This window comes from Pediococcus siamensis (assembly GCF_047220215.1).
In the GTDB taxonomy this organism is placed as follows: Bacteria; Bacillota; Bacilli; order Lactobacillales; family Lactobacillaceae; genus Pediococcus; species Pediococcus siamensis.
This window is the reverse complement of the sequence record NZ_CP178375.1, coordinates 769,181-794,681: the sequence shown is the minus strand read 5'-3', so window position 1 is coordinate 794,681 and position 25,501 is coordinate 769,181. Positions and strand designations below refer to the sequence as shown.

Annotated in this window: 24 protein-coding genes; all 24 read right to left on the bottom strand. The window is 42.7% G+C overall.

All coding sequences use genetic code 11. The features are described from left to right. Positions 1-87 precede the first annotated feature (87 nt). A complete protein-coding gene (locus ACLJJ6_RS03855; protein WP_412990112.1) occupies positions 88-2,022 on the bottom strand; it encodes a fructose-specific PTS transporter subunit EIIC in 1,935 nt (644 codons plus the stop codon). Between the two features lie 17 nt (positions 2,023-2,039). Continuing rightward, positions 2,040-2,951, bottom strand: coding sequence for a 1-phosphofructokinase (gene pfkB / locus ACLJJ6_RS03850; RefSeq protein ID WP_412990111.1), 912 nt, complete (start codon positions 2,949-2,951; stop codon positions 2,040-2,042). Beyond that, the gene (locus ACLJJ6_RS03845; protein ID WP_412990110.1) at positions 2,951-3,703 is read right to left on the bottom strand and encodes a DeoR/GlpR family DNA-binding transcription regulator; all 753 of its coding nucleotides are present in this window, start codon (positions 3,701-3,703) and stop codon (positions 2,951-2,953) included. Before ACLJJ6_RS03845 ends, pfkB begins: the two co-directional genes overlap by 1 nt. A 94-nt stretch (positions 3,704-3,797) precedes the next feature. Next, positions 3,798-4,853 (bottom strand): AI-2E family transporter, encoded by a 1,056-nt coding sequence (locus tag ACLJJ6_RS03840; RefSeq protein WP_412990109.1) that lies wholly within the window; start codon positions 4,851-4,853, stop codon positions 3,798-3,800. Between the two features lie 143 nt (positions 4,854-4,996). Then, positions 4,997-5,977: a ribose-phosphate diphosphokinase gene (locus ACLJJ6_RS03835; protein ID WP_412990108.1), complete on the bottom strand. Its 981-nt coding sequence runs from the start codon at positions 5,975-5,977 to the stop codon at positions 4,997-4,999. 72 nt (positions 5,978-6,049) lie between these two features. Continuing rightward, positions 6,050-8,542, bottom strand: coding sequence for an ATP-dependent RecD-like DNA helicase (locus tag ACLJJ6_RS03830; RefSeq protein WP_412990107.1), 2,493 nt, complete (start codon positions 8,540-8,542; stop codon positions 6,050-6,052). After that, positions 8,542-9,240, bottom strand: a complete 699-nt coding sequence (locus ACLJJ6_RS03825; RefSeq protein ID WP_412990106.1) for a tetratricopeptide repeat protein — start codon at positions 9,238-9,240, stop codon at positions 8,542-8,544. Before ACLJJ6_RS03825 ends, ACLJJ6_RS03830 begins: the two co-directional genes overlap by 1 nt. A gap of 11 nt (positions 9,241-9,251) precedes the next feature. Further along, positions 9,252-9,926, bottom strand: a complete 675-nt coding sequence (locus tag ACLJJ6_RS03820; RefSeq protein WP_412990105.1) for a histidine phosphatase family protein — start codon at positions 9,924-9,926, stop codon at positions 9,252-9,254. Positions 9,927-10,204: 278 nt separating this feature from the next. Beyond that, complete coding sequence (mnmA, locus tag ACLJJ6_RS03815) at positions 10,205-11,332, bottom strand: tRNA 2-thiouridine(34) synthase MnmA (protein ID WP_412990424.1); 1,128 nt, start codon at positions 11,330-11,332, stop codon at positions 10,205-10,207. A 241-nt stretch (positions 11,333-11,573) separates the two neighbouring features. Beyond that, positions 11,574-11,915 (bottom strand): DUF1831 domain-containing protein, encoded by a 342-nt coding sequence (locus ACLJJ6_RS03810; protein WP_412990104.1) that lies wholly within the window; start codon positions 11,913-11,915, stop codon positions 11,574-11,576. Then, complete coding sequence (locus ACLJJ6_RS03805; protein ID WP_412990102.1) at positions 11,915-13,078, bottom strand: cysteine desulfurase family protein; 1,164 nt, start codon at positions 13,076-13,078, stop codon at positions 11,915-11,917. The genes ACLJJ6_RS03810 and ACLJJ6_RS03805 overlap by 1 nt, the downstream gene beginning before the upstream one ends. 23 nt (positions 13,079-13,101) lie before the next feature. Beyond that, on the bottom strand, positions 13,102-13,791 hold the full coding sequence (locus ACLJJ6_RS03800; RefSeq protein ID WP_412990101.1) for a 5'-methylthioadenosine/adenosylhomocysteine nucleosidase: 690 nt from the start codon (positions 13,789-13,791) through the stop codon (positions 13,102-13,104). Between the two features lie 9 nt (positions 13,792-13,800). Beyond that, complete coding sequence (locus ACLJJ6_RS03795; protein ID WP_412990099.1) at positions 13,801-14,079, bottom strand: hypothetical protein; 279 nt, start codon at positions 14,077-14,079, stop codon at positions 13,801-13,803. Between the two features lie 9 nt (positions 14,080-14,088). Then, the gene (locus ACLJJ6_RS03790) at positions 14,089-14,628 is read right to left on the bottom strand and encodes an NUDIX hydrolase (RefSeq protein WP_412990097.1); all 540 of its coding nucleotides are present in this window, start codon (positions 14,626-14,628) and stop codon (positions 14,089-14,091) included. 22 nt (positions 14,629-14,650) lie between these two features. Continuing rightward, positions 14,651-14,875, bottom strand: coding sequence for a cold-shock protein (locus tag ACLJJ6_RS03785; protein ID WP_412990096.1), 225 nt, complete (start codon positions 14,873-14,875; stop codon positions 14,651-14,653). A gap of 182 nt (positions 14,876-15,057) precedes the next feature. Continuing rightward, positions 15,058-17,853 carry an isoleucine--tRNA ligase gene (gene ileS / locus ACLJJ6_RS03780; RefSeq protein ID WP_412990095.1) on the bottom strand — a complete coding sequence of 932 codons (2,796 nt, stop codon included), beginning with the start codon at positions 17,851-17,853 and terminating at the stop codon, positions 15,058-15,060. Positions 17,854-18,111: 258 nt separating this feature from the next. Continuing rightward, positions 18,112-18,933 (bottom strand): DivIVA domain-containing protein, encoded by an 822-nt coding sequence (locus tag ACLJJ6_RS03775; RefSeq protein WP_412990094.1) that lies wholly within the window; start codon positions 18,931-18,933, stop codon positions 18,112-18,114. Positions 18,934-18,946: 13 nt separating this feature from the next. Next, the gene (locus ACLJJ6_RS03770; RefSeq protein WP_412990093.1) at positions 18,947-19,738 is read right to left on the bottom strand and encodes an RNA-binding protein; all 792 of its coding nucleotides are present in this window, start codon (positions 19,736-19,738) and stop codon (positions 18,947-18,949) included. 59 nt (positions 19,739-19,797) lie between these two features. Beyond that, positions 19,798-20,058, bottom strand: coding sequence for a YggT family protein (locus ACLJJ6_RS03765; protein WP_412990092.1), 261 nt, complete (start codon positions 20,056-20,058; stop codon positions 19,798-19,800). 4 nt (positions 20,059-20,062) lie between these two features. Further along, the gene (locus tag ACLJJ6_RS03760) at positions 20,063-20,482 is read right to left on the bottom strand and encodes a cell division protein SepF (RefSeq protein ID WP_412990091.1); all 420 of its coding nucleotides are present in this window, start codon (positions 20,480-20,482) and stop codon (positions 20,063-20,065) included. A gap of 87 nt (positions 20,483-20,569) precedes the next feature. Next, positions 20,570-21,856 carry a cell division protein FtsZ gene (gene ftsZ / locus ACLJJ6_RS03755; RefSeq protein ID WP_412990090.1) on the bottom strand — a complete coding sequence of 429 codons (1,287 nt, stop codon included), beginning with the start codon at positions 21,854-21,856 and terminating at the stop codon, positions 20,570-20,572. Between the two features lie 24 nt (positions 21,857-21,880). Next, positions 21,881-23,233 (bottom strand): cell division protein FtsA, encoded by a 1,353-nt coding sequence (gene ftsA, locus ACLJJ6_RS03750; RefSeq protein WP_412990089.1) that lies wholly within the window; start codon positions 23,231-23,233, stop codon positions 21,881-21,883. 157 nt (positions 23,234-23,390) lie between these two features. Further along, complete coding sequence (locus ACLJJ6_RS03745; protein ID WP_412990088.1) at positions 23,391-24,386, bottom strand: cell division protein FtsQ/DivIB; 996 nt, start codon at positions 24,384-24,386, stop codon at positions 23,391-23,393. A gap of 18 nt (positions 24,387-24,404) precedes the next feature. Beyond that, on the bottom strand, positions 24,405-25,499 hold the full coding sequence (gene murG, locus ACLJJ6_RS03740) for an undecaprenyldiphospho-muramoylpentapeptide beta-N-acetylglucosaminyltransferase (protein ID WP_412990087.1): 1,095 nt from the start codon (positions 25,497-25,499) through the stop codon (positions 24,405-24,407). Positions 25,500-25,501: the final 2 nt, after the last annotated feature.

Below are 25,501 nucleotides of genomic sequence, written 5' to 3'. Positions count from 1 at the left end.
ACGCCAACGATTCACAATTGGATACAAAAAAACTGAGACAATTTTTTAAACTTGCCCCAGTTTATTGCGTTAAACCGTTTTAAACTTTTATTCTGTCTTTGCACTTTCTCTTGTTGGCCGCCAAAGCCCCAAAATTGTGCCAGCAACCAGCATACCGATAACAACTGCTAAAATATAGAACAGCCAGTGTGAGGCAAGCGGTGTAACCCAAAGCCCACCATGCGGTGCAGGGACACTAACATGCCAGAACTGCGTTAAACCGCCACCAACAGCTGCCCCGATAACACTTGACACAATCACGTGCAGCGGATCTGCCGTCGCAAAGGGAATCGCGCCTTCTGTAATAAACGAGATCCCCAAGACCCAGTTTGATAATCCGGCTTGGCGTTCTTGTTCCGTAAACTTCTTTGGCCAAATCGCTGTCGCAAAGGCCGTTGCTAACGGAGGAACCATCCCGCCGACCATGACAGCCGCCATTAATTTTCCGTCCCCCGTTGAGGTATAAGCTGCAATTGCAAACGTGTAAGCCGCTTTATTGAATGGACCACCCATATCAATCGACATCATCGCTGCCACAATTGTCCCCAACAAGACAGCATTTCCGGTTCCCATTCCGTTCAAAACATGCGTAATCCAGGCATTCACAGCTGCAAAAATTGGATTAATAATGAAAAACATTGCCGTTCCAACGATCAACAAACTTAAAATTGGATAAATCAACATTGGCTTTAAGCCTTCTAGGCCCTTTGGCAGGTTTTTGAAGACTTTCTTCAACCAGTTCACAACCACTCCAGCTAGGAAGCCGGCAAATAATCCGCCAATGAAACCAGAAACACTGGTTGTCTTCATGATATTAGCAGCTGCCGTATTTGCCATAAAACCGCCCACGACACCAGGCATCAGGGCAGGCAAATCACCAATGGATTCAGCAATATAGCCAGCTAAGATAGGTACTAAGAAGGCAAACGCCCAGTTACCCAGTTGATTAAAGTACGTAAAGTACAAACTGTGCCCGCCAACAAAGCGTTCCAAAATGAATGAAAACGCCATGATAATTCCGCCACCAACAACGAAAGGCAACATGTGGGAAACACCATTCATAAGATCCTTATAAATCTCGTTCCAAAAGCCACCTTTACTTGTTTCGCCAGCATCCGCCTGTTCGCCTTGAGGGGCATGATAGATTGGTGCATCCCCCGATTCGATTTGGTCTAACAATTCATCTGACTTATTAATGCCATCAATCACGGGACGATTCAAAAGTTTCTTCCCGTCGAAACGTCCCATTTCTACCTTCTTGTCAGCCGTGATCACAACACCATCTGCACGAGCAATGTCAGCTGCTGTCAAACGATGCTTAACCCCTTCGGAACCGTTTGTTTCCACTTTAATATCAATATTCTTCTCTTTGGCAGACTTAATTAATGCGGCCTCGGCCATGTAAGTATGCGCAATCCCATTTGGACAAGCAGAAACGGCAACAATATACGGTCGTTTTTCTGTCTCGGCTGATTGCGATGCGGGTTGCTCTGCATCCTTGGCATCAGCTTTTTCTTCGGCCTCTTTGGCTGCTTGGGCATCAGCAAATAATTGTTGAACTTCATCCGGCGTCTGTGCCTGTTTTAAAGCAGCAACCAGATCTGGATTAATTAATAAACTAGAGAGTGAAGCTAATGCCTGCAAATGAGTATTATTAGCGCCTTCAGGAGCAGCAATCATAAAAAATAAGTGTACCGGCTGCTGATCAAGGGCGTCAAAGTCCACACCAGCTTGGCTCTTGGCAAAGAGGACGGTTGCACGCTTGACGGCCTTATCCTTGGCATGGGGCATTGCAATGCCATCCCCAATCCCAGTAGTTGACTCCTCTTCACGCTTAATAATATCAGCTTTATACAGTGCTTCATCATCGATGACACCTTGTTCAAAGTATTTATGGACCATCTCGTTAATGGCCGCTTCTTTTGATTGCGCCTTCAGATCCATGATCATGACGTCTTTAAGCAATAATTCGCGGATATCCATGTTCTGATCCTCTCTTTCTAAAATTCTTCGATCTTAATTTGTGGTAGAACTTCTTCAATTTTTTTCTTGGTCGCAATGTCAGCCGAAAACGCAGTGGCACTACCACAAGCTAACCCATAACGAAAACTGGCCACTGGATCATGCGTAGCTGCATAGGTCCCAGTAAAGCCCGCAAGCATCGAGTCACCTGCCCCAACAGAATTTTGGACGGTTCCCTTGGGTGCGGCACTTCGATAGCAATGATCTTTGGTAACGAGCATCCCACCATCACCAGCCATCGAGATCATGACATGCTGGGCACCCATTTGAACGAGTTTTCGCCCATATGTTTTAATTGCTTCTAAACTTGATAATTCCACATCAAATAAATCAGCTAGTTCGTGATTATTTGGTTTCACTACCAATGGCTTGGTCACGAGTGTTTTTAGCAAGGCTTCTCCAGTGGTATCAACCGCATATTCAGCCCCACGTTCTTTAACTTTTTGAATCAAATCAAAATAAAAGCTTTGCGGTAAACTACTAGGTACACTGCCTGAGAAAATCACAATGTCCGTTGCCGTCAAATGTTCAAACTGCTCCACAAAAGCCTGTTTTTCTGCAGGTGTAATTTGCGGACCCGCTGCATTCAATTCTGTTTCTTGTTCCGCCTTCAATTTCACATTAATACGTGTGTCATCGGCAATGGGAGTAAATCGATTTGCGACACCTAATTTTGTCAATTGTTGGCTCACAAATTTACCAGTCAAACCACCTAAAAATCCCCATGCTTGATTCTGATGTCCCAGCTGGCTGAGGATTCGTGAAACATTAATGCCTTTACCGCCAGGAAATTTATAGGTTGTTTTTAGACGATTCACCTCGCCCAGTTTCAGTTCGGGTAATTGAACGACATAGTCAATTGAGGGGTTCAAAGTTACCGTGTAAATCATTAGTCTGCCTCCATAATTTCTTTGATTTGTTCAAACGAGTTAAGCACCGTTTGATCGGTTTCATCTGTAATTAAAATGCCTTCATCAAGGTCCGCAACCTTAGCAAAAGAAACTTCATTTAATTTGCTCGTGTCAGCTAAAAAATAATTAATTTCGCTTTGATGGAGGACAGCGCGTTTAATCGCAGCTTCATTAGGATCCGGTGTGGTAAATCCGAATTCCGGATGCACCCCATTGATACCCATAAAAACACGATTAAAACGAAAATTTTTAATTGTTTCGACAACATCAGCTCCGATAATTGCCTTGGTTGTGTTTTTCAGCTCTCCGCCAACCAGGTAGGTCTTAATATTAATGTCCGCTAGTTGCGAAGCTAATTGCACCCCGTTGGTCACTACGAGAACCGAGGTTAGTTGCGCCATAAACGGAATCATGGCCTCGGTAGACGTCCCAGCATCCAAATAGATAACTTCGTCGCTTTGAATTTGCTGCACCGCTTTTTGGGCGATTTTCCTTTTTCCTTGAACGTTTTTGGAGGATTTTTCCAAAACATCAGGCTCCGTTTGCAGTGTAGTCACCGTGCGCGCACCACCGTGGACACGCACCAATTTGCCTTGATCCTCAAGCTCCTGCAGATCGCGTCGCACTGTGGAAATTGAACAGTTTAACGTTTGGACAAGATCTTGCAGTTTGACAATTCCATTGGTCTTTAGCTGCATTAAAATTAATTGCTGTCGCTCTTCTGTAAGCACTTTCATTTCACCTGCCTATAGTAATATATCATCAAATTCGTTCAAAATCAATCAAAAACAGCCAAAAAATACAAAATCAGACTCCTGGCTGGCTTTAATCATCTAATTCGGAATGGATACTTTGTTTAAGATTATCAGGTCGCTTTTGACGGATTGAAACACCCAAAATATCGAAAAAGAAAGCCACAATGGGAATACCAACAATCAGTCCCCAAGTCCCAAAAATTTCATCACTGATAATCAACGTAATGAAAGTGACAAAAATTGGCAATGCCGTCGCATTAGCCATCAACCGGGGATGCAAAAAGTAGGATTCAAACGCGTGAATAATGACGACCAAGATCAGAACCTCGGCTACTGTGATTAAGCCGTTGACCGAAAAACCGATGATTGAAAGTGGGATTAATGAAATCAAAACCCCTGCAACAGGAATCAAACCCAAGATAAACACCAGTAAACTCAAGACTAGCAAACTTGGCATTCCAATGATCCAAAGACCAATTGTCATTAAAATCGTGTTAATTGTACAAATGATGAGCTGCGTCTCAATAACCGTTCCTAAAATCGTGACAAATTTCGTCGCTAAGGTGTAAATATTAATGAAAATACGCTTGTAACGGCTATGGAGAAAGGCATGGCCAAAATGTTGCAGATGATTATAGGTCAGATTAAAAATAAAACTCAAAAAAATGGCCATTATCACGTGTTCAACACCACGGCCCACATGTCCCAATTGAATTAATCCCGTGACGGCTAAATCCGATCCATGCTTCAACAAAGATGAATTATGAATTGCTTTTTGCAACCAATCATAAACTTGGGCATCGAAGACCGGATGTTTATCAATGGTCTCCTCAATTAATTTCGGTAACCCACTAAATTGCTCTGCAAGTAATGGTGCGGCAACTGAAACCACAACCACCAGTAACCCAATCACCAACAAATAAAGAATCACGGTGGCGATCGGCTGATTGAGAGGAAGTATTTTTCTTAAGTTCTTAGTTCCCACATGACCGAGAAATGAAAAAATGACGACAAATAAAATTAGAGATAAAAATGGCTTTAGTAAAAACAAAGCGCCGATAATCACAACCAGCGTGGTATACAGTTCAACGTCATCCCGTTTAAAAAAATTGATAATCCGATCCAAATAAAATCCCTCCATATAGCTATTTGTTTCAACATAGCATGAATTCGATGAAAATTAAACTACCCGTTTAAAATCTTAAAAAAATAAACCCGGTATGCGCGCTATAGGACACCGATAGCGCACAAACGGAGTTTATTTTAGTTTTAATCTTTTAAAGAACTTCTAAATAAAGGTTCCAACGGTTCATTATGATGAATCATTTTAATCGCGTTCCCAACAAGTGGTCCCACCGACATCTGCACTAATTTTGGAAACTGTTTTTCCTCATCAATCCGAATGGAATCCGTCACAACAACTTTTTCTAATTGTGAATTTTGCAAAATTTCTGACGCCCGTTTTGAAAAGATGGCGTGGGTGGCACATCCGTAAACTTTGGTTGCCCCCGCGTTTTTGAGTGCTGTAGCAGAAATCGTAATCCGGGTACCCGTATCAATCATGTCGTCAACCACAATGCAGGTCTTTCCTTTTACTTCACCAATAATCTCGGTCGGAATTTCATCCAGTGATTCGCTGGACTCGACATTACGATTATCGATAATTGCGATGGGTGACCCCAACAAGTCTGCCATCGCTCGTGCCCTTGAAACACCAGCATGATCTGGCGAAACAACCACAAGATTATCCGTAATCTTGTGATCCGTGAAATAACTAGCCAACAATGGTGCGGCAACCAAATGGTCTACAGGAACATCAAAGAATCCCTGAATCTGGGCAGCATGGAGGTCGATTGTCACAACCCGGGTAATTTTATCCATTTCGAGTAAATCAGCGATCAATTTGGCTGTAATGGGCTCTCGCGAACGGGCTTTGCGGTCTTGGCGTGAATACCCATAATAAGGGATGACAACATTGATCTGACTGGCACTCGCCCGTCGTAGCGCATCTACCATAATCATAAGTTCCAATAACATATCGTTTACGGGATCCGAAATTGATTGAATGACATAAACTTCCGCTCCCCGGATACTTTCATCAATATTAACCTGAATTTCACCGTCACTAAAATGTTTGACGGTTGCTTTTCCCAGCGTGACCCCTGCTTCGCGTGCAATTTTTTCAGCCAGTGGTCGGTTTGAATTTAATGCAAATATTTTCATGCGTTGTTTAGCATTATCTGCTGCCATGATTTCCTCCATCAAAAACTATCAATTTTACTCGATACTATTATCGCAGTCCTTTAGCAAAAGCGCAATACCCTATGCTTTCATAAAGCTCTGTGGTGTGATACCGGCCATCCCAATCATCGGATCAATTGCTTGACTAAGGACCTTTGCAGTCGTCAAGCGATGCTCATCAGTCATCCCTGGCGCACCGCCTGTTTCAGATAAGGGCTGTGGCTCTTCATTTTTTTTACTTGTTTCTTTTAATTTTATTTCTGGTTTTGAGCCCGAAAATGTTGTCTGCAACCGCTGTGTTAAAGTTGTTTGCCGATTAACAGCTAAATTCTGAACACATCGTTCAAAAGCGTTTTGGTCACCCAATAAAATCAAAAGCGACTCTGCCCGTGAAACGGCGGTATACAATAAATTACGCTGAAGCATTCGTGAGTACTGCGGCACCATCGGTAAAATTACCATCTTAAACTCACTCCCCTGTGCCTTATGAATTGAGGTACAGTAGGCTAAAGTAATTTGGAGCCAGTCTTTTCGTGCGTACGTCACTTCGGACTGGTCAAAGGCGATGACCAACTTGTCTTGTTTATCAGTATTATCTTTATCGCCAGCCAAAATAACGCTCTTAATAATCCCCATGTCACCATTAAAAACATTGTTTTCAGGAACATTGACGAGCTGCAGAACCTTATCCCCAATTCGAAAATGTTGGCCCCGAAATTCAACTTCCTTTGTTCTGGCACTTTTTTTAGGATTAAGAATAGCCTGTAAAGCCACATTCAGGCGATCAATTCCTGCTACCCCTCGATACATGGGAGCAAGCACCTGAATGTCTTGGGCAGTAAAATGTTTTTGTTCCGCTTTTTTGACGACTTGGGTAATCACACTTTCGATCTGATTAGTCGGACAAGGAATAAACGACCGGTCTGCTTGATTTTGTGCAAAATCAGTTGGTAAATGTCCTTCCCTAATCGCATGAGCTAGAGGTATAATGCTGGATTGATCTCCCTGACGATAAATTTTTGTCAATTCAATTTTAGAAATGGTAGAACTGGCCAGCAAGTCATGAAAAACCTGACCAGGTCCCACGGAAGGCAATTGGTCCTTATCACCGACCAGAATAACTTTCATTTGATTGGCAATCGCGCGGACTAACGTTTTAAATAAATAGGTGTCTACCATTGACATTTCGTCAACAATCAGAAGGCCCCCCTCTAGATCTTTGGTTTCTTGATCAGGATTGCTTTCCCGTCCAGTTAGGCCCAGTAAGCGATGAATGGTACTCGCGGGTAACCCGGTAACTTCACTCATGCGTTTAGCTGCTCGTCCAGTGGGCGCCGCCAAAAGGATTGGAAACGGGGTTTCACAATAATCGTTGACATCAAGTGAAAATTCATTTAAGGTCGCAAACACTTTTACAATTCCGTTAATTATGGTCGTTTTGCCTGTGCCGGGACCGCCCGTCAGCAGGAATAATTTTGATTGCATCGCTTGTGTGAGTGCCTGTCGTTGTGAGTGATCATAAGTAATCTGAAACTGCTTTTCAGCTAAATCAATCGCAGTGGCAATTTCGTTTTCCGCAAACTGATGGGTCTCTTTAGCTTCATTTAACCGTTTTAAATGTTCGGCAATCTGCCATTCACTTTCGAACAGGCTACGCAAGTAAATTCGGTTTTCCTCACCAACGACTTTACCAGACTTAGCTAAATCAATTAATTCATCTGCTAATTTTTGCGGATCAATAGCCTCATTACGACTATTTTCCAAGAGTGATAAGGTTGTTTTTAAAAGTGTTTTGGCATCCGTATACGTATCCCCATTCGTGGCACTCAAGTCATTGAGCGCCGTCAAAATGGCGCCATCGATGCGTGCTGGCGAATCAGAGGCAATGCCTAAGGTTTCGGCAATTTGGTCGGCTTTTTTGAAGCCAATCCCCTCAATATCCTCTATTAACTGATAAGGGTTTTTGTGAAGAATATCCAGCGTTTCCTCGCGATAATGGTTGTAAATACTTGCCGCCAACTGGCTCCCAAAACCGTAGCCATTCAACCCGATGATAATTTGTTCCATCCCGTTATTAGCTTTCAGCTTTGCGATCAAATTTGTCTGTAACTCTTTTTTTAAATGCAAAGGTGCCAACACATCTGGATCATTAATAATTTTATCGATCGCCGTAATTCCCAGCAAAGCCACAATTTTTTCGGCCGTTTTTTTACCAATACCCTTAAATTCTTCACCGGCTAAATAAGCAATTAACCCTTCTTTGGTAGTCGGTGTGGCGTTCTCATAATTAAGCGCCTGGAATTGCGTGCCGTATTTGGGATGCGTGACGGTTTTTCCGACAAAGCGATAGGTTTGCTCCTCACGGACATCTCCGAAACTCCCAGTTACCACAATTTCATCTTCATGCCAGTCGATATTTGTTTCAGAAATTTTAACTAGCAAAACTTTATAAAAGCTATCTGGACTGGAAAAAAAGGTTGCCGCAACTTTGCCCACCACAAATTGTTGCCTAGCTTGTGAGCCCGGCTCCTCCTGTGGGACGCTGTCAAATAAGTTGAGTGATTCACTCGCCATTAGCTTTCATCCTTTTTATCTGAATCTTTCGTTTTCGTCTGTACAAACCGTTCAATATCGGCTAAGCGTTGTTGGCCCTTTTGATAATAGGCGGGATCTAATTCTTTGGCCCGTTCAAAGTACCTCTCGGCGTGCTCTTCTCCTTGCACCAACGCGATGATACCACGCTCAAATTGATATTTACCATTTTTACTATCGGCTGCCAAAGCTTGCTCGTAATACGTCCTGGCATGCTCGAAATCTCCCAATGCCAAAAAAATCTCCCCAATAAGACCGTTAATAGTGGCATCCTGCTGGTGTTTGGCCTGAGCCGTCAGTGCAAATGCCAACGCCGTTTTATAATCATCTTGAGCCATATAAGTTTGAGCAATCATTTGGTAGGCTTCTGCCTTTAACTGTTCATCATGGACTGCTTGAAATTGTGTCAATGCCTGTTGATACTCGCCTGCTTCATAATAAGCATTTCCAAGGCCATAGTGCAATAAATTCTGTGCTTGTTTTTTGTCGTGAAAGCGTCCTAGCGCTTTGACGTATAGTTCCTCGGCCTGATCAAAACTATTGGCCTGGGTCAGAAATACACCTAAATTGTAATAACGTTTATAATCATCAGGTGCGGCGTCAATAGCCGAAACAAGGTGCTTAGCTGCCGCTTGCGCCTTTTTTTTTGCAAAATCGCGCTTTGAATTTTTTTCTGTCATTTTTTGACTCCCTAAATTGTGTCCGTTGGGTCCAAGTGCCGAGCAATATAACTCGTATCATTCCACTTAAGCAATTTAAAGCTTTGCCCTAAATCGAGGGTCTCTAAAATTGTTGTACTGGTATTGGAAAGTCCTCCACGTTTGCGTAGGTCCTTTAAGTCGGCGCCCAAAAGCGTATTAATCAATGCGTTCAAAGCTGCCCCATGGCTGACAATTAAAACATTATCCGTTGGTTGGCGATAAATGTCGGTAATTCGGGCAATAGTAGGACGCATCCGTTGAATCAGTTGCGGAAAGGATTCTCCTTGAATCTGACGTGGATCGTACTGATCCGGGTGATTTCTAAAATCCTCAAATTCACGCGGGTATCGTTTTTGGACATCACTAAACCTCATGCCTTCCATTTTACCCAAATTAAACTCCCGTAACCGACTGGCAATCGACAAGGGGGTTGCGTGACCCTGCAGATCGTCTAAATCATGCTGCAACGTGCTGCCAGTCACACGTGCGCGCCTTACAGGACTCACGTAGATATGGCGAAAAGGGGTTAAACTCAAATGGTGTGCCAACGCATGAATTTCCGCATAGCTTTCTTTAAGCAAAGGCGAATCCCCTCGTGCCCCTTGATATCGGCCTTCTTCGTTCCATTCTGTTTTTCCGTGGCGTATAAAATATAATTTTGTCAACTTTATCTTCCTTCTCATCTTTAGCTAAAACTATTATGCCAGTCTCCGCGCCAAAATTCAAAAAGAAGCGGCCGGGATAACGCTTCCAGGCCGCTTCAAGTCTCCAAACTTTCACAGGCGCAATCGCAAAAAAAAACGACCTGCCTGACTTAACGATAGAAGCCGAATGATTCAAAGAACGAATCATTCGGCTTCCATTGTGACGCATGAAGTTAAAACACCGTGTTCCACCATTTCTGATTCTGGTGGTTTACTGCTTACGACCGCATCATAAAATTTTAGATATACTGTAAAATCTTAGCATCGCTATAAGCAGCGTCAATAATGCCGCCACCTAAACACTCCTCACCATCATACAAAACAACTGCCTGACCAGGTGTAATTGCACGTGCCGGATCATCAAAATCAACAGTCATCTGTGTGCGATCTTCATTGAAGTGGACTGTCACGTCAACATCCATTGCCCGATAACGGAATTTTGCTGTACAACGGAATGACTCCCCGCGATCGGCAATATCGTTTACAAAATGCAAGTCAGATGCCACAAGTTGGTCAGCATAAAGATGTTCATTATGATAGCCCTGACCTACGTAAAGAATATTCTTTTTGAGGTCTTTACCAATCACAAACCAAGGATCGTTATTCTGGCTTCCGCCGCCAATTCCAAGTCCGCGACGCTGGCCAATTGTGTAATACATCAAACCAGCATGCTCACCTTTAACTTCACCATCAACAGTCATCATTTTACCTGGCTTGGCAGGCAGGTAATTGCCCAAGAATTCCTTGAAGTTTTTCTCGCCGATAAAGCAGATTCCGACAGAATCTTTCTTGTTAGCAACTGCAAGACCAGCCTTTTCAGCAATTTTACGGACTTTAGCTTTAACCATACCACCTAATGGGAACATCACGTGATCTAACTGCTCATGGGTTAACTGATTCAGGAAGTATGTTTGGTCCTTATTCATATCCTCAGCGCGCAGGAGATGCTGATGGCCATTTTCATCACGCACCAGTTTGGCATAATGGCCAGTAGCCACATAATCTGCACCTAAACTAATGGCGTAGTCCAAAAAGGCCTTAAATTTAATTTCATTATTGCAAATCACATCTGGATTTGGGGTACGGCCCTTCTTGTATTCATCCAAAAAGTATGTGAAAACACGATCCCAATACTCTTTTTCAAAGTTTACAGAATAATAAGGAATGCCAATCTTAGCAGCTACTTTCGCCACATCCTTATAATCTTCGGTTGCCGTACAAAAACCATTTTCGTCGGTATCATCCCAATTTTTCATGAACACCCCGACAACATCATAGCCCTGTTGCTTGAGCAAATAAGCTACAACTGACGAATCAACACCACCACTCATGCCTACAACAACACGAGTCTTGCTATTGTCTGTCATTAAAATCACCATCATTTCTATCAGATTCTGGAGAATCTACGATTGAAGGTCGCAACATCCAGTAACGCCCATTATAACAAAGGAAGCAAATTCAGAAAAGGATTTACAACTTTCATGCTCAAAAAATATCCTCAAATTAAAAATAAAAAACAACCATCCTAAGCCAGGATTGTTGTTTTATATGGAAAACTGTTAATTTTATGCTCCAACATCAGCTAACTCGTTTTGGAGTTGGCTGCGTTTAGCTTTTAACAAAGACTTGGCGTGCCACCATATCATCTAAAATATAATGATACTGCTCGACTAATGGCTGGTCATTTTCTTTATTGAAGATGTTTACCCGTTTTAACCCATTTGACGTCGTCACGGACATTTTAAAACCGCTTAAGTCTTTTGCAAAGATGATCCGCAGTTTATTTCCCTGTTTGTAAGGAGAAGTTGGATCCAGAGAGCGTTCAAAAACAAAGTTGCCGCCATTTGACACAATAAAGCCCAGGTCCCTCAAAGTATACTTTTTAACCTCAGGACTAATTTCATATGTTTCTGTATCACCATCAACTTTTACCTTGGTTGTAAATGCCATTACTGAACAGCCTCCTTCATTTTTAAACGCTGGATGATTTGAACCAAGTTCTGAATCAAATAATCCACATCCTCTGTTGTATTGTACTTACCAAAACTGATTCGAATTGATTCGCCAATTCGTGGGGAATCCTTACCATACATCGCAATCAATACGTGCGAAGGCTCCAAACTGCCAGCCGTGCATGCCGATCCGCCCGAAACCGCAATGCCGTTCAGATCTAAATTGGTTTGCATGACGTAAGTCGAAACTCCCTTAATCCAGATATTAAAGACATGCTGGAGGTTATTAGGGTCCAGTGACCCATTAATTTCAAAATCAATTCCTGCTTGCTTAAGGCCTGCGACAATTTGCTCTTTAAACCCTTGATACTTCGCCTGCAACGCTGCTTTCGTATGGGTGTTTAAGAGCGAGACAGCCTCGGCAAAACCTGCAATCCCAGGAACATTTTCGGTTCCTGCCCGGCGCTTGTCTTCTTGTTCGCCACCCTTGAGAAAACTAGGGAAATTAATCCCATCTCGTTTATACAAAAATCCTAAAAATTTAGGACCATTCAGTTTGTGGGCAGAAGTTGACATCAAATCAATGTGATCTCTTTTGACATCAATATCTAGTAGGCCATAAGCTTGAACAGCATCCGTATGAAACCAAGCCTGATGATCTTTTAAAAGCTCGCCAATTTCATGGATGGGCATATGACTGCCGACCTCATTGTTTCCGGTCATAATGGACACAAGGATTGTATCAGGTCGTAAAGCAGCTTTCAAATCGGCCATTTGGATCAGGCCATTTTCATCAACTGGTAAGTAGGACACCTCATACCCCAGTGATTCTAAATAAGCCATTGGTTTAAGAACAGCCGGATGCTCAATTGCAGTGGTGATGATGTGTTTACCCAACTGTTTTCGCGCAATCGCTGTTTGAATAATGGCCGTATTATCGCTTTCCGTACCACCACTGGTAAAGATTATTTCATCTTCCTTCGCGTGAATACTATCCGCAATAATTTGGCGACTTTGGTCAAGTACCATGCGGGCTTTACGCCCAAAGGCATGCGTACTTGAAGCATTTCCAAAATTTTGGCTCATTTCTGTACTTATCTTCTCAACAACCTCAGGAGCCATGGGAGTTGTGGCTGCATTATCAAAATAAACTTGCTTCATTCCTTGATTCCCCTATCTTACCCTTATTTCTTTGAAAACAACGCGAGTAACATCTGCGCAGATCGTTTGCCAGCTTCAATAATAAACTCATCAAACGACTGTCCAGCATCCTCATCACCGACATCAGACATCGCGCGAATCACAACAAACGGGACGTTGAATTGATGTGCGACTTGGCCAATGGCACAGCCTTCCATCTCGCAGCATAACGCATCCGGAAAATGGGTCAAGATGGTCTGAATCTGTGCTTGACTGCTTACAAATTGATCACCAGTCACGATTAAGCCTTTTTTAATGGTCAATCCGGTTTGTTGACCGGCAACCGTTATTTCGTTTATCAACGCTTGATCAGCATCAAAGCGTGCTGGCTGGCCTGGTAATTGCCCCAGCTCGTAGCCAAACGCAGTTGCATCAACATCATGATACAGTGTCTGCGTAGAAATAACGACATCGCCAACCGCTAAGCCCTGCCCAATACCACCGGCCGAACCAGAATGGATGAGTGCATCCACTTTAAAATTGGTCACCAGCAGTGCCGCCGTAATTCCCGCTTCTACTTTCCCAATTCCCGAGCGAACCAACACAATTTCTGTCGTGTTGATAGTGCCCTCATAAAATGTAATTCCATTAATATTGCTTTCCTTTGTAACCTTCAAAGCACTGTGCAAACTATTAATTTCTTCATCCATTGCACAAATGACACCATATTTCATTAGTTATCCTCATTTCACAAAAAATAATATTAAATACACAATCACAATTGCGACAATCAACCCGAAAATAATCCAATTCAACCGATGTCCCAAGTTGCGACTCTTTCGTTCTGCTGAACTTCTCACATTAGTATCGTCAGTTTCTGGCATTTCACCGCCATGCTCTCTGGCATATTCTTTTTCAACCTGGACCCGTTTCCGATCCCGCTTTTCAAAACGTTCATTTTCAGCTTGCTTTTGACGCTGGTAGTCTTCTCTTGTTAAGCCTTCTTCTTGTTCATCCTTCACAGAACTCACCTACTTATTTAGAGTTTGCCAATAATAAATCGCACAAACCGTCTTTGCATCTTCAATGGTGCCATTTTCAACCCCTGCCAATGCCTCATCCAAAGACAATTCGAACAATTGCAAATGTTCGTCTGCATCTTGTGGTAAGGCTGTTTCAACTGGTTGTAAATCGGTAGCCAGATAGAGTGTCATATACTCGTTGGCAAACCCTGGGGTGGAATAAAACCCAGCAACCCGGCGCATCTGCCCCGCTTGATAACGCGTCTCTTCATTCAGTTCTCGAACTGCCGTTGACTCTGCCGATTCTCCTTTTTCAACCTTTCCGGCTGGAATTTCGAGCGTTACTTTTTTAATCGGTGCACGCCACTGCTTTTCGAAGATGGCCTTCCCAGATTTGGTAATGGCTAGGATCGCTACTGCATCTTGATGCAAGACAACATCCCGGTTTGCTAAGTCACCATTTGGGAGTTTAACCGTCTGTTGGTAAACGTCAATAATTGCACCGTGATAACGTGGTTCATTTTTAACTACTTTTTCTTCAAAATCCATTTTTGTAATTCTCCTAATTTTTTCAATTGTGCTGATTCTCCGGTGACTCAAGTAAAGAGACCTTAACCGCTTGGAGGCCTTTAGCACCTTGCACAACCATCAACGTCACGGAATCACCGACTTGAAGTGTTTTGAACCCCGACCCCTCAATTGCTGAGTAATGAACAAACACTTCTGTACCATCATCAAGGGTGATAAATCCATAACCTTTTTCTTGATTAAAACTTTTGACGACGCCATGTTCCATTTTATCGCCTTCCTAACATCTCACTTAATTATCGCATGGTGAAGCTACTTCTTTAAGTATCATACTGATAATTAAAGAAAAAGTAAATTAATTACCGCTCTTTCTAGCATTTCGCCATAAAAATAACCCCGCTTCAACCCGCCATTTAAGCCACGGGATTGCGAGGTTACTCATTGAATTGACTAGTCTTCCAAACCAGCCTCAACAGTTTCAGGATAGTTTTCACGAACAATTTTGGCACAGCGTGCACACAATTGTGGGTAAGCTGAATCGCTGCCAATATCAGTCTTCGTCATGCGACAACGCGCACAAACACTGCCTTGGGCGACTTCGACTTTGACCGCCACATCCCCAAAGTGATCTACATCTTCAGGAGCTTCACTTAAGTCCGCAACCGTCAATTTAGAAACAATTAGCAATAAGCGCAAATTTGTATGCAAAGCCTCTAAAAGCTGCTTTGTTTCCTCACCAGCATAAAGCGTGACATTAGCTTCCATTGACTTCCCAATCATCTTGCTATCACGAGCTTCTTCCAAGGCTTTCAAAACGTCTGAACGGACCGCCTTGAATCGCTCCCAATTATCAAAAATTGTCTCTTGATCTGCAAATGTCTGAGCTGCAGGAATTTCAGCCAGTTGCGCGAATGCTTCTGGTTCCTTTAGATACTCCCAAATTTCTTCTGTTGTGTGCGGCAAAATTGGTGTTAGCAATTTGGTTAAACCGACTAGAATTTCGTAAAAGACCGTTTGCATAGAACGCCGTGAATGGCTGTTTTCTGGGTCAATGTAGACAACGTCCTTAGCAAAATCCAGATAAAATGCTGAGAGGTCAGTAATTACAAAGTTCATCAACCGTTTGTAGATATTAAGAAAATCATACTTCTCATAATCGTCACGGAGCACTTTAACTAGTTTGTTGTACTTGACGAGCATGTATTGATCAGCCGTCTGTAAATCTTCAAACGCTACTTTATCTTGTTTAGGATCGTAATCCGTCGTATTTGCTAATAGATAACGCAAAGTATTTCGTAATTTCTTATAACTATCAGAAATTTTGGCGAAGTTTTCCATCGAAACACGCACATCTGAGGAGGAATCAACAGAAGCCACCCACAGACGAACAATTTCGGCCCCCATCTTTTTAATCACTTCGTTAGGTGCAATTGCATTTCCCAACGATTTACTCATTTTGTGGCCTTCACTATTCAAAGTGAAACCTTGCGATAGGACTTGTTTGTAAGGAGCGGCACCGGAGACAGCCACACTCGTGATTAAACTTGAATTAAACCATCCACGATACTGGTCGGAGCCTTCCAAGTAAAGATCAGCAGGATAGGTAAGGTAGTCGCGTTCTGCCAAGACACCCTGATGTGAAGAACCAGAATCAAACCAAACATCCATAATGTCTGTTTCTTTAGTAAATTTACCATTTGGTGAATGTTCGCTAGTAAATCCGTCTGGCAATAAATCTTTGGCTTCTCGTTCGAACCAAATATCCGATCCATACTGCGCAAATAGGTCCGCAACATGATTAATGGTTTCCGTCGTCATAATAGCTTCGCCGTCTTCACCGTAAAAAATAGGTAGCGGCACACCCCAAACACGTTGACGAGAAATGACCCAATCGCCACGGTCCCGAATCATATTATAAAGTCGTTTTTGACCCCAATCCGGTGAGAATTGCACGTCATCGATGGCGTTTAAAATTTGATCACGAATTTTATCCACCGAAGCAAACCACTGTGGCGTTGCTCGGAAAATGACTGGTTTTTTCGTCCGCCAATCAAAAGGATAACTATGCTTATAAGGCATATAATCAAGCAACAGGTTTGCAGCTTTCAACTTATCTAACGCAATCTGGTTGGCATCCTCATAAAAGACACCCGCAAAGTCTTGGCCTGCTTCATCAGTCATATACCCCTGATCATTTACGGGAACCAAGATATCTAGCCCATACTGCATTCCGACACGGAAGTCATCTTCACCAAAACCGGGAGCCGTGTGCACCAAGCCAGTTCCGGCATCTAACGTCACAAAATCGCCAAGCATGACAACCAATTTCCGATCCTCATAAAAAGGATGTTGCGTTAGGACACGATCTAAATCAGCACCCTTAACAGTTTTGAGAACTTTTACATCTTCCCATTTGAACTTTTCTGCCACATCAGTAACCAATTCAGCTGCAATGACAAACTTGCGGGTTTCGCCTGCAGGTTGCACAACGGCATAGTCAAAATCAGCATCGATAGTAACTCCTTCAGAAGCTGGAATGGTCCATGGCGTTGTCGTCCAAACCACCAAATAAGTATCCGTGTCCAAAACACCTTTGCCATCAACAACTTGTTCAGCAAAAAACGCTGATGGCGACGTCACATCATGATACTCAACTTCGGCCTCGGCCATTGCAGACTCGGAAGACCATGACCAGAAGACTGGTTTCTTTCCTTTATAGATCAAGCCCTTTTCAGCCATTTTCCCAAACGTTCGAATTTCTTGCGCTTCAAATTCCGGTTTTAATGTTAAATAAGGATTGTCCCATTCACCAGCAACACCCAGGCGTTTGAAGTCCTTCTTCTGCATCTCAACTTGTTTTAGCGCATATTCACGGCACAACTTACGAAATTCACTAGTGGACATTTTCTTGCGATCATAGCCTTCTTTGGTAAGCTGCTGTTCAATTGGCAGGCCATGCGTATCCCATCCGGGAACATAAGGTGCTCGATACCCAGACATGGATTTGTAGCGGACAATAATGTCCTTCGAAATTTTGTTCATGGCATGGCCCATGTGAATACTGCCGTTTGCATATGGTGGTCCGTCATGCAAAACAAAGGTTGGTTTTCCTTCATTTAATTTTTGTCGTTGTTCATAAACCTTATTTTCTGCCCACACTTGCTCTCTTTTTGCTTCATTTACCGGCAAATTTCCGCGCATTTTAAACTTAGTTTTGCCTAAATTCAAAGTATCTTTAACTCGCATGTACACTCACTCCTTTTTTTAATCGAAAAAAAAAGACCTCGTCGCAAGGGACGAAGTCTTCGTGGTACCACCCAAATTTAAAAACTACTGCTAGTTTTTCTTAATTGAATAACGGTCGTGACGACCGATCAAATCTCATTCAAATCGATTTGATCTCTCGGAGATGATACTAACATAATATTCTGATTAGCCTTTCACCAAATCGCTAACTCGCTGCCAGTTTTTTTATCTTAGCCTGTTCTCCTCACAGAGCATCTATTAATTTTTAGCATTTACATGAAGACCAGAACCAGATTGTTCTCCTTTAGGTGCATCATCAGGGAAGACAACGACTGTTTCTGGAGCCGTTGACTGCTCTGACTTAGGGCTTTGCTCTCCCTCTTTTGCGTTATCGGCGCCATCTCGGGCAGTTGAAGCAATCGGCTTAGCTGCCGCTTCAGAATTTTCTGATTCAGGTTCCACAGCTGGGGTAATATCACCAGCATCTTCTTCATCAACTGAGTTTACACTTGCTTCTTTAATCTTGTCAAGTGTCCCTGTTTGCAACATTGCATCCCGCAAATCACTTACCTGAACATCTTGGTCTTCTTTTAAAAGACTATCCCATTCACTGCCATTAATCATTTGGAGTTGGGAATCGACTAGCACCTGCACGCGTTGACGATACAAACGCGCATTTTTACGCAATTCGTTAGTTGCCAAAATTAATTTCTTCGCTTTTTCAGCTTGCTCGTCAATCACGGCCTCAGCACTGGATCTTGCCTTTTGCACCAAACTGTCTGCCTTTTTTTGCGCCTCTTCTGCTGTTAATTCTGCTTCTCGTTTGGAACTATTTTTTACTTTATCAGCCGCATCTTGCGCCACCAAAATTGACTTATTGAGGGCCTCTTTCATATCGTCAAAATATTCAAGTTTTGTTTCAGCATTTTCAACCTCTTTTTGGAGTGCCGAAATTTTGTCTAACGCCTGTCGATATTCAATTGCAACTTGTTGTAAAAATTCATCAACTTCATTTGGATTGTATCCGCGCATTTTATTCGAAAACTGTTTATTTTGAATATCTACCGGATCTAAAGACATACTAATTCCTCCATCATCTTTTTTGTTTACTATTAATGGTTGCGAGTTCTACTCTAATCTTTCCTTTTTTTGTAGCACCTTCAACGCTATCTAATCGGATACGGCCATAGCCGCGCACAGACACTAAATCATTTTCAACCAGTTCAAAGTCAGGACGTTGGTGTAGTTTCCAATTCAGGGTAACTTTTCGCTCTTCCAATAATTGTTTGGCATGATTTCGTGATAAATGAAACCCTTCCGCAATCAGTGAATCAACCCGTAGCGAAGCGACCGTCGTGCTGGACGGAACCCAATCATTTTCTGGCATGACCGCACTCGCCAACGCCTGCTCGTCTAACCGAACTTTTATTTTGCCAATGCGCGTCACTTGGGAAAGAAAGAAATCAACCATTTCTGTTTTGACAAAGAATTGCCAAACCTCACCATTGGAAATAATATCACCAAAAGTATCTCTTTCTACACCCATATGACTTAGAGTTCCCAGCACATTACGATGATGGATCTGCGCAAATTTGACCGGGTACTGAATCGCTAATAGGGTTACGTTAAAATCTGTCTGCTCTGGGAAAAAATAATCCGGAAAAATAATTGACCGCTGCATCTCTGCGCTAGCGTAACCGCCAAAACTTCGTAATTTAATTTCGTCTAAACGATTAACCAACGTTGTTAAGATGAACCGTTCACGAGGATTCAGGAAGTTCGTTAAAATAAACCGATTTTGATCACGTACTTCTTGGATCCATCCGGTTGCTTCTTCAACAAAAGTGGCTTCCTCTGGACGAAAATGTTGTGTAATATTGTCCATCTCAAATCCCCTCAAAAATCATCCTCTAAACCTGCACCAGTCTGGTTACCAAAATGAGCTTAATAGAAGAAGTTGCTTAACGCCACAACCCCATACTGAGCCATTTCCAGTACTATAATAGCCAAAATCGGCGAAAAGTCCAATCCGAAGATCGGCGGCACAAACTGAAACACCTTTAAATATGGCACACAAATCTTAGCTAGCCACTGTCCTAATTTGGTTTGGTAAGCACCCGGGAACCATGACATGAGTACAAAAACAAAAATCAATAACATATAAAGTTGAATGAGTCTGCTTATAATTGAAAATAAAAAGATCAAATGTTTACTCCTTATTTAGGTTGTCGTTATCTAAATCACCATTCTGAATGTTTGTATAGAGACTGCCATTAATTTCAAAACTTTGTGGGGTGCAAAGAAAAATCTTTGTGCCCACTTCTTCAATTGAACCATCAATCGCATATAAAGTTCCTGACAAAAAATCCACGATCCTTTTTGCCTGCTGCTCATCAATGCGCTCAAAATTCAAAATGACGGCCTGTCCGGCAATTAATTGCTTTGCCGCTTCCTTGGCATCACTAAAAATACGTGGCTCAAATAATGCAATTTTACTCTTAGAACCTGAAATATTATCCACTGGAATTACCTGATTATCAGTCGTAGTTTCTGAATTCCGCTCATCTACTGGTTCAGATTGCTCGTCATCCAGCCCGAATAAGTGGTTAAATCGATCGTTTAATGCCATACAGACCGCCTCCTAATAATGACGCTGTACCAAAGAACTGGGACAAAACAGTTGTCTTGTTCCCAGCCCACATTACTAAATATTCAATTATTTACGACGACGTTTGAAAAATGGTGGTGTATCCACACCTTTATCATTATCGTTATCTGAATCGTTAAAAACATTGAAGTCCTTTTTTTCAATATCCTTAAATTCATTATCGTCTTCAACAGAGGTTGGTCGAACCCCATTCGAGTTTGTTTGACGAAGTTGCCAATCTCCAAACGGATCATCCTTTTTAGACGTGCTTTCTTCGGACTTTGGAGCAGCACTACTTGCTTTAGGTTCGTTAAAAGATGGCGTTGCGTTTGTTGAGCTGGTACTCGAAGCATTGTCAAATGTTGTCCGAGCGCTTGCGCGATGCAAAGGACGATCAGACTTCTTGTCAATACCAGTTGCAATAACTGTCACCCTAACTTCATCCTTCATATTTTCGTCAATTGAAGTTCCGAAAATAATATTTACATCATCAGTTGCAGCCTTTGCCACAATTTCTGAAGCTGCTTGGGCTTCAAACAAGGACAAGTCTGGACCACCGGTAATATTCAAAAGTACTTGTTCCGCACCATCAATTGAAACTTCAAGCAATGGCGAGGAGATTGCCTTTTTAGTAGCTTCTTCTGTCCGGTTTTCACCATTAGCGGAACCAATTCCCATCAATGCAGAACCTTGGTTAGACATCACGGTTTTAACGTCAGCAAAGTCCAAGTTAACGTAGCCAGGTGAAGTAATTAAATCAGAGATTCCTTGGACACCTTGACGTAAAACATTATCTGCTTCGCTAAACGCTTCCATCATCGGAGTCTTCTTATCAACCATTTCTAACAAACGATTGTTGGCAATAATAATCAGTGTGTCCACATGCTCTTTCATTTGAGCCACACCTTCAGCAGCAAAGCGAGCCCGTTTTGGTCCCTCAAAGCTAAATGGACGAGTCACAACGCCAACCGTCAAGGCACCGGTTTCTTTAGCAATTTTTGAAACTAATGGTGCAGCACCTGTTCCGGTACCACCACCCATTCCGGCTGTAACAAAAACCATATCTGCACCCTCTAAGGCAGAAGAAATTGTTTGTTCGCTTTCTTGAGCAGCTTTTGTACCAACTTCAGGAGTTGAGCCAGCGCCCAATCCTTTAGTGAGCTTCGGTCCTAATTGAATTTTTGTGTCCGCCTTTGATTGCTTTAAAGCTTGGACATCTGTATTCGCAACAATAAATTGAACGCCTTTTACACCTTCAGCGATCATCCGGTTTACGGCATTACCACCGCCACCACCGACACCAATCACTTTGATGTTTGCACCAGCATTTTGTTTGTCGTCCATTGTAAATTCCATCCCTTTTTCCTCCATTATGATTAGTTAGTCAAAGAATTCGCTAAACCAGCGTTTGATGCTTGCCATTAACCCGCCAAACGAAAATGACGATTCCTTTTTGGGTTTGGTTTTTTTGACCGGTTTTGCCGAAGTTTGTGGTTCTGCTGTATTAGGTTCGTAAGCAACGTCATCGGTTGTCTCTTCATCAAAAGCCTGTTGCTCAGGAACTTTACGAGTTCCAGCGACCATTGCACTTTTGGCTAAGACATCCACTTCACTTAACGAGGCCTCATAATTCAATAAAGCATAAGCTTGCGCAAAGGCTGGATGACGTAAGCCCATCGGTTCAGGAACATACAACTTCACGTTCGTTCCGAAGATATCCGCTGCTAAGTTCTGAATTCCAGGAATCGCCGCTGCACCACCAGTAATCACTACCCCACCGGGCATTTCTAAAGCATCAATGTTCTCAAGATGATTATAAGCGTTGTTTAAGATTTGTTCTAGTCTAGCTTCAATAATTTCTGCCAAATATTTTTCCGTAATCTGTGCTGGTGCGGATTGCCCCACCACTTCGACTGGAAAACTATCTTCACTCGCACCGTCCGCAAACGCATAACCATACTCACGTTTCAACTTTTCAGCGTTACTGAGTGACGTGTTCAAGACCACAGAAATATCCTTTGTCACATACTGACCGCCTTCTTGATCAACATATGTATACTTCAAATGGTGGTCATGAATAATTGAGGTGGTCGTTTGACCAGCCCCCATATCAATCAAGATGGTACCAAAATCCTGCTCCCCATCGTTTAACACGGTTTTACCCAATGCCAACGGGTTCAGCACTAAATCAGTTAAATGCAAGCCCGCTTGCTGAATTGCCCGCTTAGTATTATGGATAATCGTCTTAGGTCCAGTTAATACCGTTCCATTCATTTCTAAACGGACGCCGACCATCCCGCGAGGATCCTTAATCCCATCGAAGCCGTCCACCACAAACTCATCTGGTAAGACGTCGATGACTTCTTGCTCTGGCGGTAAGCTGTGTACTGATGCCGCGTTAGCCACATTAATGACATCCTGATTGGTAATCTCACGCGAGGTTTCCGCAATGGCGATCATGCCCCGACATGGTTCAATTTTCAGTAAGTTAGCTGGTACACCAGCTACTACTTCGTGAATCTTTAAGTTTGCTTTATTTTCTGCAACTGAAATTGCTCTTTTGATCGCTGCCGAAGCTTTGTCAATATCTACGATGACACCACGATTCATTCCATCAGAGCGTTCACTTCCCACTCCAATAACACTCATTTGCCCATTTACGTACTCAGCAACAATGACTTTTATTGAGGTGGTTCCTATATCAAGTCCAACATAAATTCCTGAATTATCCATAATAAAGGAACCTCCTAAACATACCCTATTTTAGACCTTTGTATATACTCTCAAGTTTACCATAACTTCAATGTATTTAAATAGCGAATTCTTTTAAAAAAATGTGTAAATAATCTTAAAAATTAAAAAAATTATTTTTGAAAATATTTTTCTTGTTTTAGTTGGTGCCCGTTTGATTTACTGAGCTGCTGCTTGACACAACCGCTGCACTAGAACTCGCACCTGTGTTTGTACTTGAACCAGAGCTCCATTGCGCACTGGTTTGACTGGAACTGCTGCTTTGAGCACCCGAAGTTTTTTGAGTAGTTTGGCTACTCTTTTCCTTACTTCGATTTGAAAACGGATAGGAATAGGCACCCACCTCTAAATCGATCACGCCCTTTTGCTTCATTGCGGCTGCCATTTGTGGATAATACTTCATCTTGGCAGCAAACGTCGGCAAAACTGCATAAACTTCATTCCCATCATTCATGTAGAGGTGAATCAGATTCGGATTATTTTTTTTAGGTGCGTAATCAATCTCGGATATTCCGGCACGGACAACCGCGGGGAGTTGCCGATACTGTTTTAAAAGTGCGCTCAACCGTCCCGTCGTGTGAAAATTCTTAAAGACGGGATAGTCACCAGACGGTTCACTCTTAGTTTTCTTGATGACTTTTCCATTATCTAAAATGGTGTAATACATCTTATTTCGGAAAACATATCCCGCAGTTAAATTTTCCTTAACCGAAATCTTTATGCGATTGACTCCCGTTCGCGTAATGCGATACCGCAATAGTTTAGGTTGTTTTTTGTAAACCTCCGCTGATTGATCACGCGTCCCGACTAAGTATGGAAAAATCCAATCGTTCTTTTTGACGTTTCCCGCTTTTAAAATCTGCTTTTTTGAAAAATGCTGGTTACCGACAACCTCAATCGATTGCACTTTGCTAAGTGGTGAAAGGAGATATCCACTGACTAATGCAACCCCACACACAAGTGTAACCAGCACCACACGTAACTTCGTGGAGCCTTTAAATCGAAATCGATGCCCACTTGGTCGCTTGGCTTTTGCGACCCGTGGCTGATTAACCTGGTGAACGCGTTGCGCTTTCTCCCATGGTGTTAACTCTTTTTTTGTTGGCGGGACTACCTTTCTTCTTTTTCCAAACAAGTTTGCCACCCCCAAAAACTAGTTTTTAATCACGGATTCTAGAACATCCAGTAAATCGTCAGCAGCCTGAGGACGTCCCATTTTTTTAGCAGCAACGCTCATTTCTTCACGTTTACCTTGGTCGTTCATTAGCGCATCAACTGTTTTTAGCAGTGAAGGCCCAGTAAGTTGCGATTCAGGCAAAAGCTCAGCTGCTCCATTTTTGACCAGACTCTTTGCATTCTTAGTTTGATGATCATTCGTCACATACGGACTGGGAACCAAAATTGAAGGAATCCCCAATGCCGTAATCTCAGCAATACTCGTTGCCCCAGCACGGCCCAGAATGGCCTGGAAATTTGGCAATAATTCCGGCATTTTTTTGATGTACGGTCGAATGACAATGTTCGCCCCGATTTCTTGTCCACTCAAAGAATCACTTATTTTTTGAAAATGGACCCGGCCGGTAACAAACAAAACCTGATACTTACGATTCTTCAACTCTGGGAGTGCCGCCACGGTGGCCGCATTAATTCGTTCTGCTCCCCGACTGCCACCAAAAATGAGCAGGGTCGGTAACTCACTTTTGAGGCCATACTTTTGCAAGCCATCGTTTGGTTGCATAGCAGCCACTTGAGTCGCACGCGGATTACCTGTAAAAACAACTTTCTTCGCCGGAAATTGGGCGCGCGCATCTTCAAACGAGATCCCAATTTTTGTAACGAAATGGCTCAAAAACTTATTGGTGACCCCGACAACGCTATTTTGTTCGTGAATGACAGTTGGAATATGCTGTAGACTAGCCGCAAATACCACTGCACCACTCACATAACCGCCAGTTCCCACAACGACGTCTGGACGAAACTCTTTAATCATCTTGTGGGCATCAGCAACACTCTTTAGAAACAGCCCAATTGTTTTAAAGTTTTCTAGCGAAAGCGAACGTTTGAAGCCCTGAATTTTAATCGTTTTAAAAGGGATGCCCTGGTCAGGCACAATGCGACTTTCAAGCCCCTTTTCCGTTCCTACGTACAAAACCTGCGACTCCGGTTCCCGTTTTTTTAAAGCTTCGATAAGCGCCAAAGCTGGATAAATATGGCCCCCGGTTCCGCCACCTGATATCATTAATCGCATCC

Excerpts from the sequence above, each read along its gene's own strand:
- ACLJJ6_RS03775 (WP_412990094.1), bottom strand. The coding sequence starts at position 18,933 with ATGTCTTTAGATCCGGTAGATATTCAAAATAAACAGTTTTCGAATAAA.
- ACLJJ6_RS03770 (WP_412990093.1), bottom strand. The coding sequence starts at position 19,738 with ATGGACAATATTACACAACATTTTCGTCCAGAGGAAGCCACTTTTGTT.
- ACLJJ6_RS03810 (WP_412990104.1), bottom strand. The coding sequence starts at position 11,915 with ATGGCATTTACAACCAAGGTAAAAGTTGATGGTGATACAGAAACATAT.
- ACLJJ6_RS03825 (WP_412990106.1), bottom strand. The coding sequence starts at position 9,240 with ATGACAGAAAAAAATTCAAAGCGCGATTTTGCAAAAAAAAAGGCGCAA.
- murG (WP_412990087.1), bottom strand. The coding sequence starts at position 25,499 with ATGCGATTAATGATATCAGGTGGCGGAACCGGGGGCCATATTTATCCA.
- ftsA (WP_412990089.1), bottom strand. The coding sequence starts at position 23,233 with ATGGATAATTCAGGAATTTATGTTGGACTTGATATAGGAACCACCTCA.
- ileS (WP_412990095.1), bottom strand. The coding sequence starts at position 17,853 with ATGCGAGTTAAAGATACTTTGAATTTAGGCAAAACTAAGTTTAAAATG.
- ACLJJ6_RS03835 (WP_412990108.1), bottom strand. The coding sequence starts at position 5,977 with ATGGCAGCAGATAATGCTAAACAACGCATGAAAATATTTGCATTAAAT.
- ACLJJ6_RS03805 (WP_412990102.1), bottom strand. The coding sequence starts at position 13,078 with ATGAAGCAAGTTTATTTTGATAATGCAGCCACAACTCCCATGGCTCCT.
- ACLJJ6_RS03855 (WP_412990112.1), bottom strand. The coding sequence starts at position 2,022 with ATGGATATCCGCGAATTATTGCTTAAAGACGTCATGATCATGGATCTG.
- ACLJJ6_RS03790 (WP_412990097.1), bottom strand. The coding sequence starts at position 14,628 with ATGGATTTTGAAGAAAAAGTAGTTAAAAATGAACCACGTTATCACGGT.
- ACLJJ6_RS03800 (WP_412990101.1), bottom strand. The coding sequence starts at position 13,791 with ATGAAATATGGTGTCATTTGTGCAATGGATGAAGAAATTAATAGTTTG.
- ftsZ (WP_412990090.1), bottom strand. The coding sequence starts at position 21,856 with ATGGAATTTACAATGGACGACAAACAAAATGCTGGTGCAAACATCAAA.
- ACLJJ6_RS03785 (WP_412990096.1), bottom strand. The coding sequence starts at position 14,875 with ATGGAACATGGCGTCGTCAAAAGTTTTAATCAAGAAAAAGGTTATGGA.
- mnmA (WP_412990424.1), bottom strand. The coding sequence starts at position 11,332 with ATGACAGACAATAGCAAGACTCGTGTTGTTGTAGGCATGAGTGGTGGT.
- ACLJJ6_RS03760 (WP_412990091.1), bottom strand. The coding sequence starts at position 20,482 with ATGGCATTAAACGATCGATTTAACCACTTATTCGGGCTGGATGACGAG.
- ACLJJ6_RS03830 (WP_412990107.1), bottom strand. The coding sequence starts at position 8,542 with ATGGCGAGTGAATCACTCAACTTATTTGACAGCGTCCCACAGGAGGAG.
- pfkB (WP_412990111.1), bottom strand. The coding sequence starts at position 2,951 with ATGATTTACACGGTAACTTTGAACCCCTCAATTGACTATGTCGTTCAA.